This is a genomic window from Clostridium sp. AT4 (assembly GCF_001517625.2).
Taxonomy (GTDB): Bacteria; Bacillota; Clostridia; order Lachnospirales; family Lachnospiraceae; genus Enterocloster.
Map to the genome: position 1 here is coordinate 1,187,524 of NZ_LN999828.1, position 15,981 is coordinate 1,203,504.

Genomic DNA, 15,981 nt, shown 5'->3' on the forward strand with positions numbered 1-15,981 from the left:
TGCCAATGAAATTTGCATTTTTCTCATATAAAGATAAGCAGGCGTATGATATGATCATGGCACAAAGCAAAGCAGTTGCAACAAAATATAAGGAGGAGAAGGACAATGAAAAAACGAAAAACAGCATTGTTTTTGACAGCGGCCATGACACTGGCGCTGGCCGGCTGCGGGGGAAAAGCAGAGCCGGAAGCAACAACTGCCGCTGCAGCAGGAACAGAAAGCGCTCAGAAAGCAGATGGGGGCGGGGAGTTTTCTTATCCTATGACGGCAGGAGATGCTCTCACTTACTGGTGTGAACTTCAGGGTACAGTAAGTCCCAATTATTCCAATCTGGGAGAAACACCTTTTGCAAAAACATGGATGAAAGAAACCGGGGTTGACATTGAGTTTATGCATCCTCCTACGGGACAGGTAAAAGAACAGTTTAGTTTAATACTTGCAGATGGCAACCTTCCGGATATGATGGAGTATACCTGGATCAAGGATTATCCAGGCGGCCCGGAAAAAGCAATTAAAGATGGGGTTATCATTCCTTTAAATGATGTATTTGAGCAGTATTGTCCTAATATTACTGCTTACTTAAAAGAACATCCGGAAGTAGACAAAATGATTAAAACAGATGATGGTCATTATTATGTATTTCCGTTTATCCGGGGTGATGAAAAACTCTGCAATACGATTGGCCTGATGCTGCGTCAGGACTGGTTGGAAGAACTGAATCTGGAAGTGCCGGAGACCATTGACGAGTGGCATACTGTTTTAACTGCATTTAAAAATGAAAAGGGTGTAGCGGCCCCGTATTGTCCGGAGTGGACAAGGGAAGATTTTAAAGATAATGATCCTTTTGCCTACGCTTTTAATACCTGCCGCAGCTTTTATCTGGGTGATGATGGGAAAGTGAAATTCGGTGCAGTAGAGGAAAATTATAAGAAATATCTGGAACTTATGAATCAGTGGTATGCAGAAGGACTCATTGATCCGGATATGGCCACTTTGAAATTTGATCAGGTCAGCGCCAAGATGACTAATGGCTCCGCAGGTGCTTCGATCGGATTTGCAGGAAGCCGCATGGGAGCATGGATAACAGCAGCCCAGGCTAATGATCCCAATTATATGTTAGTAGCGGCACCATATCCAACGCTTGAAAAGGGAGCAAAGCCGGAATTTGGTCAGATGGATAATCAGTATCCAGGAACAGCCAGTGTAGCAATCACCACTTCCTGCAAAGATGTTGAGAGAGCTGCAAGACTTCTGGATTATGCTTATGGAGAAGAAGGACATATGCTCTTTAACTTTGGTGTAGAGGGAGAATCCTATGAGATGAAAGATGATTATCCTACCTATACGGATTGGGTAATGAAAAATCCAGATGGATGGCCAGTATCTCAGGCAATGTCAGCATATATCCGTGGAAATTACAACGGACCTTTTGTTCAGGATATGCGTTATCTGGAACAGTATTATACCATTGACCAGCAGAAGGAAACACCAGATGTATGGGGAGATACAAATGCTAAAGCTCATAAAATGCCTCCGGTTACTCCTACCTCGGAAGAAAGTAAAGAATATTCCATTATCATGAATGAAATCAATACATATCGCGATGAAATGGTATTAAAGTTTATCTTCGGTACAGAAAGTCTGGACAATTTTGATACTTATGTAAAGAATATTGAAAGCATGGGACTGGATCGTGCACTTGAGATTCAGAATGCGGCATTAGAACGTTATAATGCCCGTTAAAGGCTGAAGAAAGGATGCTGCGACAATTTGCAGCATCCTTTTTTAATCCTGAAAAACAGAATGGAGGATAAAATGAAACAGTCATCGTTTTTTTACAGAGTAAAGAAGGATTGGATGAGGAACCGGTCACTGTATCTGATGATTATTCCTGTGCTGATTTTTTTTATTCTGTTTCATTACAAGCCCATGTACGGGGCAATTATCGCATTTAAAGATTATACACCCGCTTTGGGAATTGCAGAGAGCCCCTGGGTAGGCTGGGACAATTTTACACGTTTTTTCAGCAGTGTATATTTTGGACGTCTGATCCGCAATACAATCCTGTTAAGCTTTTACAGCCTGCTTTTTGGATTCCCAGCCCCAATTATACTGGCTCTCTTATTGAATGAAGTTAAAAACAAAAAATTCAAGGGATTGACACAGACCGTTACATATCTTCCTCATTTCATTTCTATGATTGTTGTAACAGGAATGTTGGTTGACTTCAGTATGACAAGCGGCCTTTTCAACGATATTATTGAACTGTTTGGCGGTGAACGCTCTCCGCTTTTACAGAACCCTGATCTGTATCGTACAATCTATGTCGCTTCTGGCATTTGGCAGGAAATTGGCTGGGGATCCATTATTTATCTTTCAGCATTATCGGGAGTAGACAGCCAGCTTTATGAAGCAGCTCAGATTGATGGAGCCGGGAAATGGAAGCAGTTAATTCATGTTACCCTTCCTGGAATTGCCCCTACGATTATCATAATGTTTATCCTGAAAATGGGAACCCTGATGAATATGGGATATGAAAAAACAATCCTTCTGTATAATCCGGCAACCTATGAAACCGCGGATATTATTTCTTCGTATATTTATCGAATCGGTCTTTTGGAGCAGGATTGGAGTTATTCAACCGCAATCGGTCTGTTTAACTCAGTGATCAATTTGGGATTGCTGCTGCTCACGAATAAAATTGCACGCAAGTGCGGTGAGACAAGTCTGTGGTAGGAGGAGATAGTGTGAAAGAAAGTAGAGGAAAGCCATAGATTGGCGCACTTGAATAAGCTGTCTAAAGCAGGCAACTTTTTGAAGTGTTATAGAGTTAGGAAATTAGTTCAAGAAGCGAATGGTTCATCAGGAGGAAGTAATCCTTCTCGTTGCAATAGTTTCCTGGCTTATTTGATAGCCTTCGCTTTTTGTTTTTCAACAAGAGCTACAGGCATATCGATTTTGTAAAGATCGCTCGGATTCCACTGCTCACCAGTAGACAGCATCTGGTAGATGGCGGTAAGAATCATACGGGCAATAGCGATAATGGCTCTTTTCTTGCCACGACGTTTAACAAGAGATTCATATTTCTTTTTGTAGTAAGGAGATTTGTCAGATTTTACGGCTGCATGAGCACACTGTACTAATGCAGGTTTGAGGTAGACTCCGGCACGTGTAATCCGGACAGATTTCTTCTTACCAGCAGATTCATTGCTGCCAGGTGTTAAACCAGCCCAGCAACATAAACGTTTGGAACTTGAGAACTGAGACATATCAGTGCCAATTTCGGAGATGATAGTGATTGCACTATCACGTTTGACACCCGGAATGGTACAGAGGAACTGGACAGCATTTTCAAAATCAGTGTTAGAAGAAATCATATTTTCTATCATTTTATCAACATCATTGATTTCGGCTGTGATATAATCCATATGTGCGCGGACAAGGCGCATACGGTATTTTTGGGCATCAGTCATCTGATATCCTTCGACGGATTCTATAACAGCATCTTCTTTGGATTTGAGGCTCCGAAGAAGTTTTGATGCGATTTCTTCGTGGTTAATGGATGAACCCGATTGTTCAAGCAGATAGTCGATAATGGATGTGGATGACTTCCCAAAGATATCGGAAACAACAGAATCTAATGCAACATTGCAAACAGTAAGAGCATTCTGATATCTATTCTTTTCACTTGAACGGCAGGAAACAAGCTTGTAACGATAGCGAGTGTATTCCCTGAGAATACGGACTTTCTTGCAGGGAATATAACTGCCTTTGACAAGTCCAAGACGGAACAAATCCCCAATCCATTTAGAATCTTTTGTATCATCTTTGTTGCCTTTCACCGCCTTTACCCATTTAGGATTGGCAATGACAACATTGATATCATCTTCCAGAAGATTAAAGACAGGAACCCAGTATTTACCTGTGGATTCCATGCAGACATCATGGCAATCATTGTCGAGAAGCCATTGCTTGAATTCAAGAATTGAATTGTTAAAGGTGGAAAAACGCTTCTTTTGGTAAGAAGGCTCAATGCCGCCGGTAGTTTTTACAATTGTGGCAACGAGAAAAGATTTGTGAACATCGACACCACAACAGGTTTGATAAGTAACTTTCATAGTCAGACTCCTTTCGTGAATGATAAGAAGCCATTGACTGAACTGCCACACAATTAAACGAAAGGCTTAAACAATTCTTAGTGTACGGATTCATGATGCCACTTATTTGTGCTTGAAAAGGCAGAACTTACACTGATTAATATGCTGTCTAAAACGAAGGAAGTTATTACAACTCCTCCTCCCGTGCTTTGTAGTGTAGCTTCTTGCAAACTATTTTACAGCACAGTGTAGAGAGTTGGAACACTTTCATTACTATTTGTGCCGCCAGCCGAAGGCGGCGGAATGGAGATTAATATGAAATCAATGAAAGTAAAACGTTCCAGGGGAGAGCGGATTTTCTCTGTTTTCAATTACATCTTTCTGTCGTTAATCATGCTGATCTGCCTATACCCGGTATGGTATGTAGTGGTAGCATCTTTCAGCGACAGCAATATGCTTACCCAACATACAGGGCTTTTATTAAAGCCGGACGGCTGGAGCGTGGAAGCATATAACAAAGTATTTAAAAACCCAATGATCGTAAAAGGATATCTGAATACACTGTTTATACTTGTAGTGGGAGTATCATTGGATATTATTATGACATCTCTGGGAGCATATTTTCTCTCACGGCGCAGAATTATGTTTAAAAAGCCGATTATGATGCTTATTATGTTCACCATGTTCTTTTCAGGCGGAATGATCCCATTTTATCTGAATTTGAAGGATCTTCATTTGACGGACAGTTTATGGGGACTGATTGTGCCGTTTATGATCAGTACCTATAATCTGGTTATTTTAAAGACCTCTTTTGAAAGCATTCCGGAAAGCCTGATTGAAGCAGCTCAGATTGACGGAGCAGGTCATGTTACCATATTGACCCAGATTGTGCTTCCACTTTCAAAGGCAATATTAGCGGTTATGGTTCTGTACTATGGTGTTTCTATCTGGAATTCCTGGTTCTGGGCTTCTGCTATTATCCGTACAAGAGAGCTCTACCCTCTGCAGGTTATTTTAAGAGAGATACTGATGCAGAATGATGTGACGTCAATGACTACAGGTGTAGGAACCATGGATCAGGAATCCGTTGCAATGACAATTAAATATGCCACAATTGTAGTAGCTACGGTTCCGATCCTCTGTGTGTACCCATTCTTACAGAAACATTTTACAAAAGGAACGATTGCAGGAGCAGTAAAGGAGTAAATATATATGGATGCAGAAAAAATTTTTAAGAAGATGGAAGCGAAAATTCATGCGGAATGTCTCCGGCTCGGAGAGCGTATTCCTTACATAGCAGAAAATGGAACATATTCGGATATGCGTGATGTAAAACTGTCCTGGTGGACCAACGGCTTCTGGCCGGGAATTCTCTGGCAGATGTATCAGTGTACAGGCGACTCTGCATACAAAACTGCGGCAGAACATACAGAACAGGAATTTGACAAAATTTTGGAGCACTTTGAAGCACTTCACCATGATGTGGGATTTCTGTTTCTCCACACGGCAGTAGCTGACTACCGTCTTACAGAGAATCCAAAATCACGAACCAGAGGGCTTCACGCTGCCAACATACTGGCAGGCCGCTTTAATCCGGCAGGTAATTATATACGGGCATGGAATGAAGATAAAACGGGGTGGATGATCGTAGATTGTCTGATGAATGTACCGCTTCTTTACTGGGCAGGCAGGGAGTTAAAGGATCCCCGTTTTGAAGAGATTGCCAGACGTCATACCGATACTGCAGTAAAATATCTGCAAAGACCGGATGGATCCTGTAATCATATTGCAGTATTTGATCCGCTAACAGGAGAACCACTTGAATTTCCGGCCGGACAGGGATATGCAGAAGGTTCGTCCTGGTCCAGAGGGCAGGCATGGTCTGTTTATGGCTTTGCGCTGGGATACCGTCATACGGGAACGAAAGAGTATCTGGAGGCAGCAAAGAGGGCTGCTCACTATTTTATTGCAAATGTAGCCTGCACCGGTTTTGTATCTCTTCTGGATTTTAGAGCACCTGAAGAGCCGGTTTGTTGGGATACTTCCGCTGCTGCCTGTGCTGCCTGCGGACTTCTTGAGATTGCGCAGGCAGTAGATGAAAATGAAAAATTTTTATATCAAAACAGTGCAGAACGGATATTGGAAGCACTTGAAGAAAAGCATTGCTGTTGGGATACAGAAAAAGACGGTATTCTTCAGGATGGAAGTGTTGCTTACGGAAAGCAGGTTCATGTTCCGCTGATTTACGGAGATTACTTTTTCTTGGAAGGTATACTCAGGCTTTTGGGAAAAGATTTTATGATCTGGTAAAGGAGAAGATATGGAAAGGGAAGGGTGTTTTGATCTGTTAAAAAGCTGGTGTGATGGTTTGATTCGCTACCAGATAAGGGAACAAAAAGATCCTCGATTTTATGGCGGTTTTTTCTGTCCCGCCTGTAAGATGATCCATGGAAGAAGTTCGGATGCAGTGTATCCGCTGATGTGTACAGCAGATTTCACAGGCCAGAAAAAATATCAGGATGCAGCAGAAGCTGTTTTTGAGTGGGGTTCCAACATGGTTTGCGATGATGGAAGCTTTTATAACGATGCTCAAAGTGAGTGGAATGGAATCACAGTTTTTGGAGTAATCAGCCTGTGTGAAGCGTTAAAATACCACGGACATCTGTTGGATTCAGATACCAGAAAAAAATGGGAACAACGGATGGAGATGGGGGCGGAGTGGATTGAGAAGACAATAACGACTGATTATAAAACAAATATCAATTACCATGCATCTGCAGCAGCAGCTCTTGCTTTAACTGGAAGTTATCTGCACCGGGAAACATTTTTAAAGCAGGCAAAAATTCTGGCTGATCATTGCAAAATGCATCTTTTGGAAAGCGGCCTTTTTTATGGAGAGGGACAGCCGGCAGAATATGTAACAAAGCGGGGATGTCGTCCAGTAGACATAGGTTATAATGCAGAAGAATCCATCCCTTCCCTGGTTCTTTATGCCAGAACGGTTCAAAATGATGTTTTGCTTCGCCGTTTGAAGGAGATTTTAAGAAAACAGCTTTATTTTATGCTTCCTGATGGAGGGTGGGACAACAGTTTTGGAACACGGAATTATAAATGGACTTATTGGGGAAGCCGAACTTCTGACGGCTGTCAGGCAGCATATGGAATATGGGGAGAAGAAGAACCTGTATTTCATGAAGCTGCTGTCAGAAATTTAATGCTGTATAAACAATGCAGCCAGGAAGGACTTTTGTATGGAGGACCTCATTATGCAGCCCACGGTGAAGAGCCATGTATCCATCATACATTTTGTCATGCTAAGGTTCTGGCTTCTATGCTTGATTGCGGTAAATGGAGCAGCAGAAACGAACTTATTCCTTCCGAACAGGCCGCTCCCCTGATGTTTTATCCGGAAATAGATACATGGAAAATATCGAAGGGCGGATTTCTTGGAACGGTGACGGGGTATGACTTTGAATATATGAAGGGCGGTCATGCTTCCGGCGGAACTCTGACTATGCTGTGGCATAAAACAGCCGGGCCGATCATTATGGCATCTATGACAGACTACTGGCTGAAGGAACCTCATAATATGCAGCTTTCTTTAAAAAAATCTCAGCATCAAAGCCTGGTTCCAAGACTGGAATTGACTTTGGAAACAAAAAAATACGCCAGCTGTTATGACTATACCCCCTGCATTACTGCAGAGGAAACAAATGGAGAAATAAAAATCCGTTCGGAGATGGAATTAAAGGATATGATGCATCAGCCTTTCGATCACCATGTATTTGGCTGTCTGGAGTATACAGTTACAGATCATTATGTAAAAATTACGGGAGTGACAAAAGCTTTGTCCAATACAGTTCCTGCTTTTATCCTTCCTGTCATTGGAAAGCACCATATGGGAATTTCCGAAACAAAAGAAGGTTTTATGATTCCCAGAGAATCAGGAGTATTGCAGATAAACATATCAAACAAAGATAATATAGAGAAACCGCAGCCGATTTTTTGCCTGTCAGGGGGATTTGAGGCATGGGAATTTGTCATAAAACCAGATGAATCCGGTATGCTTCAGGTTACGATTCAGGTAGAGGAGGAAAAATGATAGAGAAGTGGAAGGGAAGGACAATTCAAAGCAGAGCTGATGCAGCGGAATTGCTTTTAGATATGATCCGTCCGTTAAAACCATATTACAGTAAAGGAAATGCATGGCTTCATGCAGGAGATTCCGGGGTGCATTACGGAGAAAAATCATCCAGAATGGAAGGATTTGCCAGAGTTTTATGGGGGCTTGGTCCCTTATGGTCTCAGGAAAGTCCGGCTCTTTCCAAAGAATTAAAAGAGGAAGCGGAGGAGTGGAAGCAGCGGTATCTCTCCGGAATTATACACGGTACAGACCCTTCACATGAAGAATATTGGGGGGATCTGGTCGATTATGATCAGAAAATGGTAGAAATGGCAGCTTTAGCGGTTGCCGTAAGCCTGTCTCCCAAAACACTGTGGGAACCGTTAAACACGGAACAGAAAAAACGTTTTTTTTGTTGGATGAATCAGATCAACGATCATGGTGTTCACCCTAATAACTGGAGATTTTTCCGGATTTTGGTAAATACCATGTTCCGTATGATCGGCTGTCCCTGGTCTAAGGAACGGATGGAAGAGGATCGGGCTGTGATTGAAGGATGTTATGAAGGAGACGGCTGGTACCATGATGGAAATAAGGGACAGCTGGACTATTATATCCCTTTTGCAATTCATTTTTATGGTTTGCTATATGCAAAGTTTATGGTAAAGGAAGATCCTGAATACAGTTATATTTTGAAAGAACGGGGAAGAAAATTTGCCGATGATTTTATATACTGGTTTGACAAGGACGGCCGGGAGATTCCTTATGGACGAAGCCTTACATATCGTTTTGCTCATGGAGCCTTTTTTTCTGCGGCGGCCTTTGCAGAAGTGGAAGAAATTGACTATGGTGTTTACAGGCGCCTTGCGGTTGGAAACCTGATGCAGTGGATTTCCCACCCTATCTTCAATCACGCAGGTATTCTGAGTATCGGATACGGATATCCCAATCTTTTTATGAGTGAACGATATAACGGGCCTGGCTCACCCTACTGGGGATTAAAGACATTTTTCATGCTGGCTTTAAGTGACAGCCATCCGTTCTGGACGGCTCCGGATCGTTTTCCTGTTTTCGAGCCGATCCGTCTTTTAACACATCCTCATATGCTGGTTGTCCATGAAAATGATCATGCAGAGGCTTTTGTAGCAGGACAGCACTGCCAGAATCATGGCTGTGTATCAGAAAAATATGAAAAGTTCGTATATTCCAATCAATTCGGATTCAGCGTGTCCAGAGGGCACAGGCTTCAGGATGGTGCATTCGATAATACGCTTGCTGCCTCTCTTGCAGGAGATGAACATTATCGAATGAAATACGGAACTAATCATTTTCGAGTGACAGAGCAGGCTGTATTTTTGGACTATACGCTTATGCCAGGAGTTGAAGCAGAAAGTGCGATTATTCCTCTTGGGCCATGGCATATCAGAATACATCATATTTCTACAGATAAAGAAATTGACACTGCTGACGGTGGATTTTCCATTGAAGCGGAAACCTGTTTTGAGGTGCAGTCAGGAGCTCTTTCCGGAAAATACAGGCCAGACCAGATAAAACAGGATCAAAATAGCATATTTGCCTGTCTGCCGTGGGGAATTAGCGGGGCAGCTGCTTTAACAGATGGAGAGGCAAAACTGATCGATACTTTCCCAAACACAAATCTTTTATATAATCTGGCTGTGCTTCCCACAATTTGCCGGCGTCTAAAGCCGGGCTGTCACCTGCTGATCGACTGTTTTCTGGCAGACCGTACCAATCAGGCAGAACGCTATATGAAATGTATTCCGCAGGTTGAAACAGCAGAACGCACCATACGGATCAGAATTGGGAAAGAAGAACGATCGATCCAGTGGCCGGATTTAAAACAGGAGGATTAGAAAATGAATATTTATTGGGGAGACCTTCATAATCACTGCGGAATTACATATGGGTTTGGAAGTCTGGAACACGCAATTGAACGTGCAAAAAGCCAGTTGGATTTCTGCGCCTTTACCGGACATGCTATGTGGCCGGATATGTACGAAAAGCGTCCCGAAACAGAGTTTGTTGTAGACTTTCACGAGGTAGGATTCAAAAAACTGAACGATCATTGGCCCGAAATACGTGAAAAAGTAAAAAAAGCAGGTCAGGAAGGACTTGTTACATTTCAGGGATATGAGCTGCATTCAAGCCAGTATGGCGATCATCATCTGCTGTCACCTGAGGATGACCTTCCCTTGGTATACGGCAGATCACCTGAAGATCTGATAAAGGCCTGCGGCAAAGATGCGATTGTAATTCCTCACCATATTGGTTATCCGGCCGGATACAGAGGAATCAACTGGGACGCATTTGACAGCTCGATCTCACCTGTGGTAGAGGTATATTCCAAACATGGCTGCGGAATGTGTGAAGAAGCAGATTACCCATATTATCATAATATGGGGCCGAGAGATGGGCGGAATCTGATATATGAGGGATTAAAAAGAGGCAAACAGTTCAGTTTTGTAGCATCTACCGATCATCATGCAGGATTTCCCGGATCTTATGGAGACGGAATGGCAGCCGTATGGGCAGAAGAAAAAAGCAGAGAAAATATTTGGAAGGCCATCAAAGCTGGTCGCACATATGCTGTTACCGGCGACAGGATCCGCTGCAGTTTTGATATAAACGGAGTGCCGATGGGCGCAAAAACATATGGAAATAGACGAAAGATACATTGGAGTGTAGAAACAGAATATGCCTTGGATAAAATTGTGATTTATAAAAATCAGGTGCCGATTTATGTGGAAAATGGAGAAACATACAGAGAGGTTCCTGATAAAGGGCGGTATAAACTCCGTGTCGAAATGGGGTGGGGAAAGCAAAATCTTTACCGCTGGAATGGCAGAATACAGGTAACAGGAGGAAAAATCATTGCTCTGAACCCATATTTCCGCGGAAGAAGCGTACTGGCGCCTTCTCAGGATGAATCCTATGATGCTGACAGTATCAATGATATAGCAACATATACCTCTGTAATAGATGAAGACAGGGCAGAATGGACTTGTGATACGGTAGGAAATAAATCTACACTCCATCCCTCTACTTCTTCTCTGGTGTTTGAGATACAGGGAGATCTTAGCACGATTGTTTATTTTAAGATCAATCACAAGGAGTATAAAGCTTCTATCAAAGATCTTCTGGAATATGGCTATGTGACAGAAATGGAATATTATCATTCTCAGGCATTTAAAATCCATCCTGCTCTTCCATGTACCCGTTACCAGTTTGAGGGGGAAATTGTAGATAACGTTCCACAGCTTTCCCAGGATGTATATCATATGGAAGTGTGTCAGAAAAATCGGCAATGGGCCTATGTTTCACCGGTCTATGTCAAAAATAATGAATAACCGTTTGCTATGAATAAAAAGTGCTTTTTCAGGAGAATTATCTATAGGAAAAAGCGCTTTTTTTGCGCCTTGCTCTTAGTGGATTCTCCTGTTATACTTTTATGTGTATCATCAGCATCATGACATCAGAAAGGAAAATGACACACGATGGGAACCTGGAACACCAGAGGCCTTCGGGGCTCTACCCTTGAGGATTTGATTAACCGTACCAATGACAGCTACAGGGAGAAAAAGCTTGCCCTGATACAGAAAATCCCCACGCCCATCACACCGATCCAGATTGATAAGTCCAGCCGGCACATCACTCTGGCTTATTTTGACCAGAAGAGTACCGTGGACTATATCGGGGCGGTTCAGGGGATTCCCGTATGCTTTGATGCCAAGGAATGCAGTGCATCTACTTTTCCTCTGCAGAACATCCATGCTCACCAGATCCGTTTTATGGAGGAGTTTGAGGCTCAGGGTGGGATTGCCTTTATTGTTCTGTACTATACGGGGATGGATGAGATATATTATGTGCCTTTCCGTACCGTAAAGCACTTTTGGGACCGGATGGAAGCCGGAGGGCGCAAGAGCTTTACCTATGATGAAATTGACCATTCCTGGCGGATCCGAGCTCACAGGGATATGCTGGTGCATTATCTGGAAATGATCGCAAGGGATCTGGAGCTGAGAGAGGGTTTGGAGGATGCAGAGACGTAAGCTAAAGCGGATTGGACAGGATAGGGTTCCTGTGATATACTTATTTACAGTTTTAGAAACTGAACTTTGTGAAAATGGTACATTTAAGGAGGAAACACAATGGTACAGAATCGATCACAGGTAACAGAGCGCTTTCTGCGCTATGCAGCCGTAGACACCCAGTCTGCGGATGATATGGAGCAGATGCCAAGTACAGAAAAGCAAAGGGTTTTAGGCCATATGCTGGCAGAGGAACTGAAAGAGCTGGGCGTATCGGATGTGCGGGAGGACGAAAACGGCTATGTATACGGCGTGATCCCCTCAAATCTGGAGGAAGGCCATCAGGCACCTGCTCTGGGTTTTATTTCCCATATGGATACAGCGCCTGCATTTTCAGGCACAAACGTAAAGCCTCAGATTATTGAAAATTACGATGGAGAGGATATCTGTTTAAATAAGGACGCCTCCATCTGGCTTTCCGCAAATGACTTTCCGGAAATGAAAAATTATAAGGGAAAGACGCTTATCACCACTGACGGCACCACCCTTTTAGGGGCAGATGATAAGGCGGGTGTGGCAGAGATCATGACCATGGCAGCCTGGTTTTTATCCCATCCGGAGGAAAAGCATGGCAAGATCTGTATCGCCTTTACCCCGGATGAAGAGGTTGGACGGGGCGCTGACCGCTTTGATGTAAATGGCTTTGGAGCAGATGTGGCCTACACCGTGGACGGCGGAGCGATCGGAGAACTGGAATATGAGAATTTTAATGCGGCATCCGGGCGGGTAAAGATCCATGGAGCCAGCATCCATCCCGGCAGCGCTAAGGGAAAGATGAAAAACGCCCTTTTAATGGGAATGGAATTTCAGTCCCTGCTACCGGCCTTTGAAAATCCCATGTATACAGAGGAGTATGAAGGCTTCTTCCATCTGGACCGGATGGAGGGCAGTGTAGAGGAGGCTTCTCTGGAATACATTATCCGTGACCACAATAAGCAGAAATTTGAGGATAAAAAGGAACTGTTTAAGGAAGCAGCTGCCTATCTGAACAAAAAATACGGCTCTGGTTCTATAGAGGTACAGGTAAAAGATTCCTACTACAACATGAAAGAGAAGATCGAGCCCTATATGTACCTGATCGACGAGGCAAAGGCAGCTATGGAAGAGCTGGGTATCACTCCGGTGATCGTACCCATCCGCGGCGGCACAGACGGAGCAAGGCTTTCCTATATGGGCCTTCCCTGCCCCAACCTGTGTACCGGAGGCCACAATTTCCATGGGAAGTATGAGTATATCTGTGCAGAATCTATGGAAACCATTACAGAGCTTCTGATCCGGATTGCAAAGCGATTCGGGGAAATGGATCGATAAAAACAAATGCGTCCCTTCCGGATCTTCGGAATGGGGCGCTTTATTCAAAAATACATGACCGTATATCGAAAGGATGGGAATCGGCAAAGGTAAAGGCGTCTTTTATGTTTTCCTGGATGGTCATTTCATCCAGCTTGCATAAAATGCCCAACAGATAGATATGATAGTAGCAGTATTGATCCAGGGTAAATACGCCGGGATGATTCTGGTAGGTTTCAAACAGTCTGGATCGAACCCCCATATCCATGTATGCCTTCATCTGCAGATCTTTTCGGTCATAGGATTTGTGGAAGTCCTTTTCAATCTCTTCATAGATTCCGGCGATCATGGCCAGCTTATGATTCTGCCAGATCAGCTGCTGATCCTTATGATAAAATAATTCCATGTTTTTAGGCGTGCTCATTATCTTTCTGTAGGCGTAGATATAGATTATGCAGTGACGCCAGTATCGGTTTTTATATTCTTCCGGAAACGAGTCTACATATCCTTTGATCTGACTGAACAGATCATCTATAAACGTTTCCATGATCATAAATTTGTTCTTAAAATGATAAGTGATGGCGCCTTTTGTAATATTTAATTCATCTGCAATTTTCTGAAATGTAGTGCCGCTGTATCCGTATTCAAGGAACATACGGCCGGTTACCGTCAGAATTTCTTCTTTTAAATTTCTGGATTCTGTTTCTTTCAAATATTGGACTCCCTTTAGATTGATATGGATGGTCAGGAGGAAAATACTCTGGCCTTCCCAAACCATTATAACTCAATGACAAATCTTTGCCAAGTAAATATGAACAAAGAAGATTGTTATATTATCTGACAAAATCAAGAAAAATAGTGCTATACAAATAATATTTTGTATTGTGTGAAAAAATCGAAAAAAACGTTATTTATATAAATTAATAACGTAAATTTTGAATTAAATTACAAAATTATATTGACTATATGGATAAAAAAGGTTAAAATCAACAGTATACAAAATGTGTTTGTATAGTACAAAAAGGTCAGCTGAATTCTTTTTTTTAAACACAAATGTTAAAAAAATAACTAAAAGGAGAGGTCATGGGAACTCAAATGAAAAAAACAAACAAGTATATGTCATTGGCAGCGGTTACACTGGCGTTTTCATTTACCTTTTTGAGCCGGTACATCTGGAGCCCTCTGATGGCAGACGTATCCGGGGAATTTGGTATTAACGCTACACAGGCAGGACTTTATATGTCCGCTTTTTTTGCAGGATATCTGGTAACACAGATTCCGGGCGGAATTATGGCAGACAAATATCAGCCCAAGTATATTCTGATTGCCTGTACCGTTTTAGGCGGCGCTATGACAGCCCTTATGTCAGCTATAAACAGCTATGAAATGGGACTGGCCATCCGTGTGGTCACAGGTGTGAGCAGCGGCTGCGTTATGGCCCAGTGTTCAAAAGTAGTTGCCCTTACATTTGCACCAAAAGAGAGAGCTTCTGCTATGGGCGTAGTGTTGGCTTCCCCGCCTTTCGGTATCACGCTGGCTCAGTCTTTAGGTGCCCCTCTCAACCAGGCTTTTGGATGGCGGACTACCTTTATGATCGTAGGCGCAGTAGCAGCTGTTATCGTGGTTTTATTAGCTGTATTTGTACAGCCCGTTGAAAAGAAAGTGCCGGAAGCTTCCTCCCCCAAGGCAGCAGCACAGACCGCAGCAGCCAAAGCTCCCGGAACCGGACAGGCCGGAATGCTGGAGGGACTGGTTGGTTTCTTTACCAATAAACAACAGCTTCTTCTGGGCGCCAGCGGATTTATGTTCATGTTTATCAGCGTAGGTTTTGCTACCTGGACTAATAAATATGTTCAGAGCATCGGTTTCAGCCCTGTCCAGGGTGGCATGATCATTACCTGCTACAGCATTGCAGGCATTATCGCCTCCTGTCTGTCCGGAAGCATTGCCCAGAAACTTCACATGAGCCACCGGAATTTCCTTATGATGACCCTTGCAGGCATGGGTGTGATGACCATTATCTTTTCTATGCAGAGAAGCTACACCGGACTGATTCTGATAGGAATTATCTATGGTGCGGTTTCCTATCTGCCTTCCACTCATTACACCACCTCTGCCATGATGCTGGCAGGAGAGCGTTTTACAGCAACTGCCGCCTCCACACAGAACCTGTTGTTCCAGATGGCAAGCCTGATTATGCCTATCATTGTAGGACGGGTAATTGATGCAACAGGAAGTTATTCCTTTGTATGGTACATCTTCGTTGGATGCGCAGCGGTTGCGGTATTCTTCAGCTTCCTGGTAAAAAATGATGAACGTCCATAAAAAGGTACCTTTTGATTCAAAGATCACTTTTATAGAA

Annotated in this window: 12 protein-coding genes; 10 read left to right on the forward strand and 2 right to left on the reverse strand. The window is 43.1% G+C overall.

Going from position 1 to position 15,981, the window contains the following annotated elements; genetic code table 11:
• Positions 1-105 precede the first annotated feature (105 nt).
• Positions 106-1,743: an extracellular solute-binding protein gene (locus tag BN3656_RS11725; protein ID WP_066548343.1), complete on the forward strand. Its 1,638-nt coding sequence runs from the start codon at positions 106-108 to the stop codon at positions 1,741-1,743.
• A gap of 114 nt (positions 1,744-1,857) precedes the next feature.
• A complete protein-coding gene (locus BN3656_RS11730) occupies positions 1,858-2,736 on the forward strand; it encodes an ABC transporter permease subunit (protein WP_331467972.1) in 879 nt (292 codons plus the stop codon).
• Between the two features lie 167 nt (positions 2,737-2,903).
• Here BN3656_RS11730 and BN3656_RS11735 read toward each other — a convergent pair whose 3' ends face one another.
• Entirely contained in the window at positions 2,904-4,118 is a 1,215-nt protein-coding gene (locus BN3656_RS11735) for an IS110 family transposase (RefSeq protein ID WP_066545109.1), read from the reverse strand.
• A 294-nt stretch (positions 4,119-4,412) separates the two neighbouring features.
• Between BN3656_RS11735 and BN3656_RS11740 the strand changes: the two genes are divergently transcribed.
• The 7 genes from BN3656_RS11740 to pepT all read left to right on the forward strand — a co-directional run bounded on the left by BN3656_RS11740 (position 4,413) and on the right by pepT (position 13,640).
• Positions 4,413-5,303 carry a carbohydrate ABC transporter permease gene (locus BN3656_RS11740; protein WP_331467971.1) on the forward strand — a complete coding sequence of 297 codons (891 nt, stop codon included), beginning with the start codon at positions 4,413-4,415 and terminating at the stop codon, positions 5,301-5,303.
• Positions 5,304-5,309: 6 nt separating this feature from the next.
• Positions 5,310-6,407 carry a glycoside hydrolase family 88 protein gene (locus BN3656_RS11745; protein WP_066548350.1) on the forward strand — a complete coding sequence of 366 codons (1,098 nt, stop codon included), beginning with the start codon at positions 5,310-5,312 and terminating at the stop codon, positions 6,405-6,407.
• Between the two features lie 10 nt (positions 6,408-6,417).
• On the forward strand, positions 6,418-8,199 hold the full coding sequence (locus tag BN3656_RS11750) for a hypothetical protein (protein WP_066548355.1): 1,782 nt from the start codon (positions 6,418-6,420) through the stop codon (positions 8,197-8,199).
• The gene (locus tag BN3656_RS11755) at positions 8,196-10,094 is read left to right on the forward strand and encodes a DUF2264 domain-containing protein (protein WP_066548357.1); all 1,899 of its coding nucleotides are present in this window, start codon (positions 8,196-8,198) and stop codon (positions 10,092-10,094) included. The genes BN3656_RS11750 and BN3656_RS11755 overlap by 4 nt, the downstream gene beginning before the upstream one ends.
• A gap of 3 nt (positions 10,095-10,097) precedes the next feature.
• A complete protein-coding gene (locus tag BN3656_RS11760) occupies positions 10,098-11,588 on the forward strand; it encodes a DUF3604 domain-containing protein (RefSeq protein WP_066548359.1) in 1,491 nt (496 codons plus the stop codon).
• Positions 11,589-11,735: 147 nt separating this feature from the next.
• The gene (locus BN3656_RS11765) at positions 11,736-12,290 is read left to right on the forward strand and encodes a Holliday junction resolvase RecU (RefSeq protein WP_066548363.1); all 555 of its coding nucleotides are present in this window, start codon (positions 11,736-11,738) and stop codon (positions 12,288-12,290) included.
• Positions 12,291-12,389: 99 nt separating this feature from the next.
• Entirely contained in the window at positions 12,390-13,640 is a 1,251-nt protein-coding gene (gene pepT / locus BN3656_RS11770; protein ID WP_066548366.1) for a peptidase T, read from the forward strand.
• A gap of 40 nt (positions 13,641-13,680) precedes the next feature.
• Here pepT and BN3656_RS11775 read toward each other — a convergent pair whose 3' ends face one another.
• Positions 13,681-14,331, reverse strand: coding sequence for a TetR/AcrR family transcriptional regulator (locus BN3656_RS11775; protein WP_066548370.1), 651 nt, complete (start codon positions 14,329-14,331; stop codon positions 13,681-13,683).
• Between the two features lie 371 nt (positions 14,332-14,702).
• Here BN3656_RS11775 and BN3656_RS11780 point away from each other — a divergent pair, with 371 nt between their 5' ends.
• On the forward strand, positions 14,703-15,944 hold the full coding sequence (locus BN3656_RS11780; protein WP_066548373.1) for an MFS transporter: 1,242 nt from the start codon (positions 14,703-14,705) through the stop codon (positions 15,942-15,944).
• The last annotated feature ends 37 nt before the right edge of the window (positions 15,945-15,981 follow it).

What these genes read in the sequence shown, in the direction of transcription:
- BN3656_RS11750 (WP_066548355.1), top strand. Translation starts at nt 6,418, where the DNA reads ATGGAAAGGGAAGGGTGTTTTGATCTGTTAAAAAGCTGGTGTGATGGT.
- BN3656_RS11755 (WP_066548357.1), top strand. Translation starts at nt 8,196, where the DNA reads ATGATAGAGAAGTGGAAGGGAAGGACAATTCAAAGCAGAGCTGATGCA.
- BN3656_RS11780 (WP_066548373.1), top strand. Translation starts at nt 14,703, where the DNA reads ATGGGAACTCAAATGAAAAAAACAAACAAGTATATGTCATTGGCAGCG.
- BN3656_RS11725 (WP_066548343.1), top strand. Translation starts at nt 106, where the DNA reads ATGAAAAAACGAAAAACAGCATTGTTTTTGACAGCGGCCATGACACTG.
- BN3656_RS11765 (WP_066548363.1), top strand. Translation starts at nt 11,736, where the DNA reads ATGGGAACCTGGAACACCAGAGGCCTTCGGGGCTCTACCCTTGAGGAT.
- BN3656_RS11730 (WP_331467972.1), top strand. Translation starts at nt 1,858, where the DNA reads ATGAGGAACCGGTCACTGTATCTGATGATTATTCCTGTGCTGATTTTT.
- BN3656_RS11760 (WP_066548359.1), top strand. Translation starts at nt 10,098, where the DNA reads ATGAATATTTATTGGGGAGACCTTCATAATCACTGCGGAATTACATAT.
- pepT (WP_066548366.1), top strand. Translation starts at nt 12,390, where the DNA reads ATGGTACAGAATCGATCACAGGTAACAGAGCGCTTTCTGCGCTATGCA.
- BN3656_RS11740 (WP_331467971.1), top strand. Translation starts at nt 4,413, where the DNA reads ATGAAATCAATGAAAGTAAAACGTTCCAGGGGAGAGCGGATTTTCTCT.
- BN3656_RS11745 (WP_066548350.1), top strand. Translation starts at nt 5,310, where the DNA reads ATGGATGCAGAAAAAATTTTTAAGAAGATGGAAGCGAAAATTCATGCG.
- BN3656_RS11735 (WP_066545109.1), bottom strand. Translation starts at nt 4,118, where the DNA reads ATGAAAGTTACTTATCAAACCTGTTGTGGTGTCGATGTTCACAAATCT.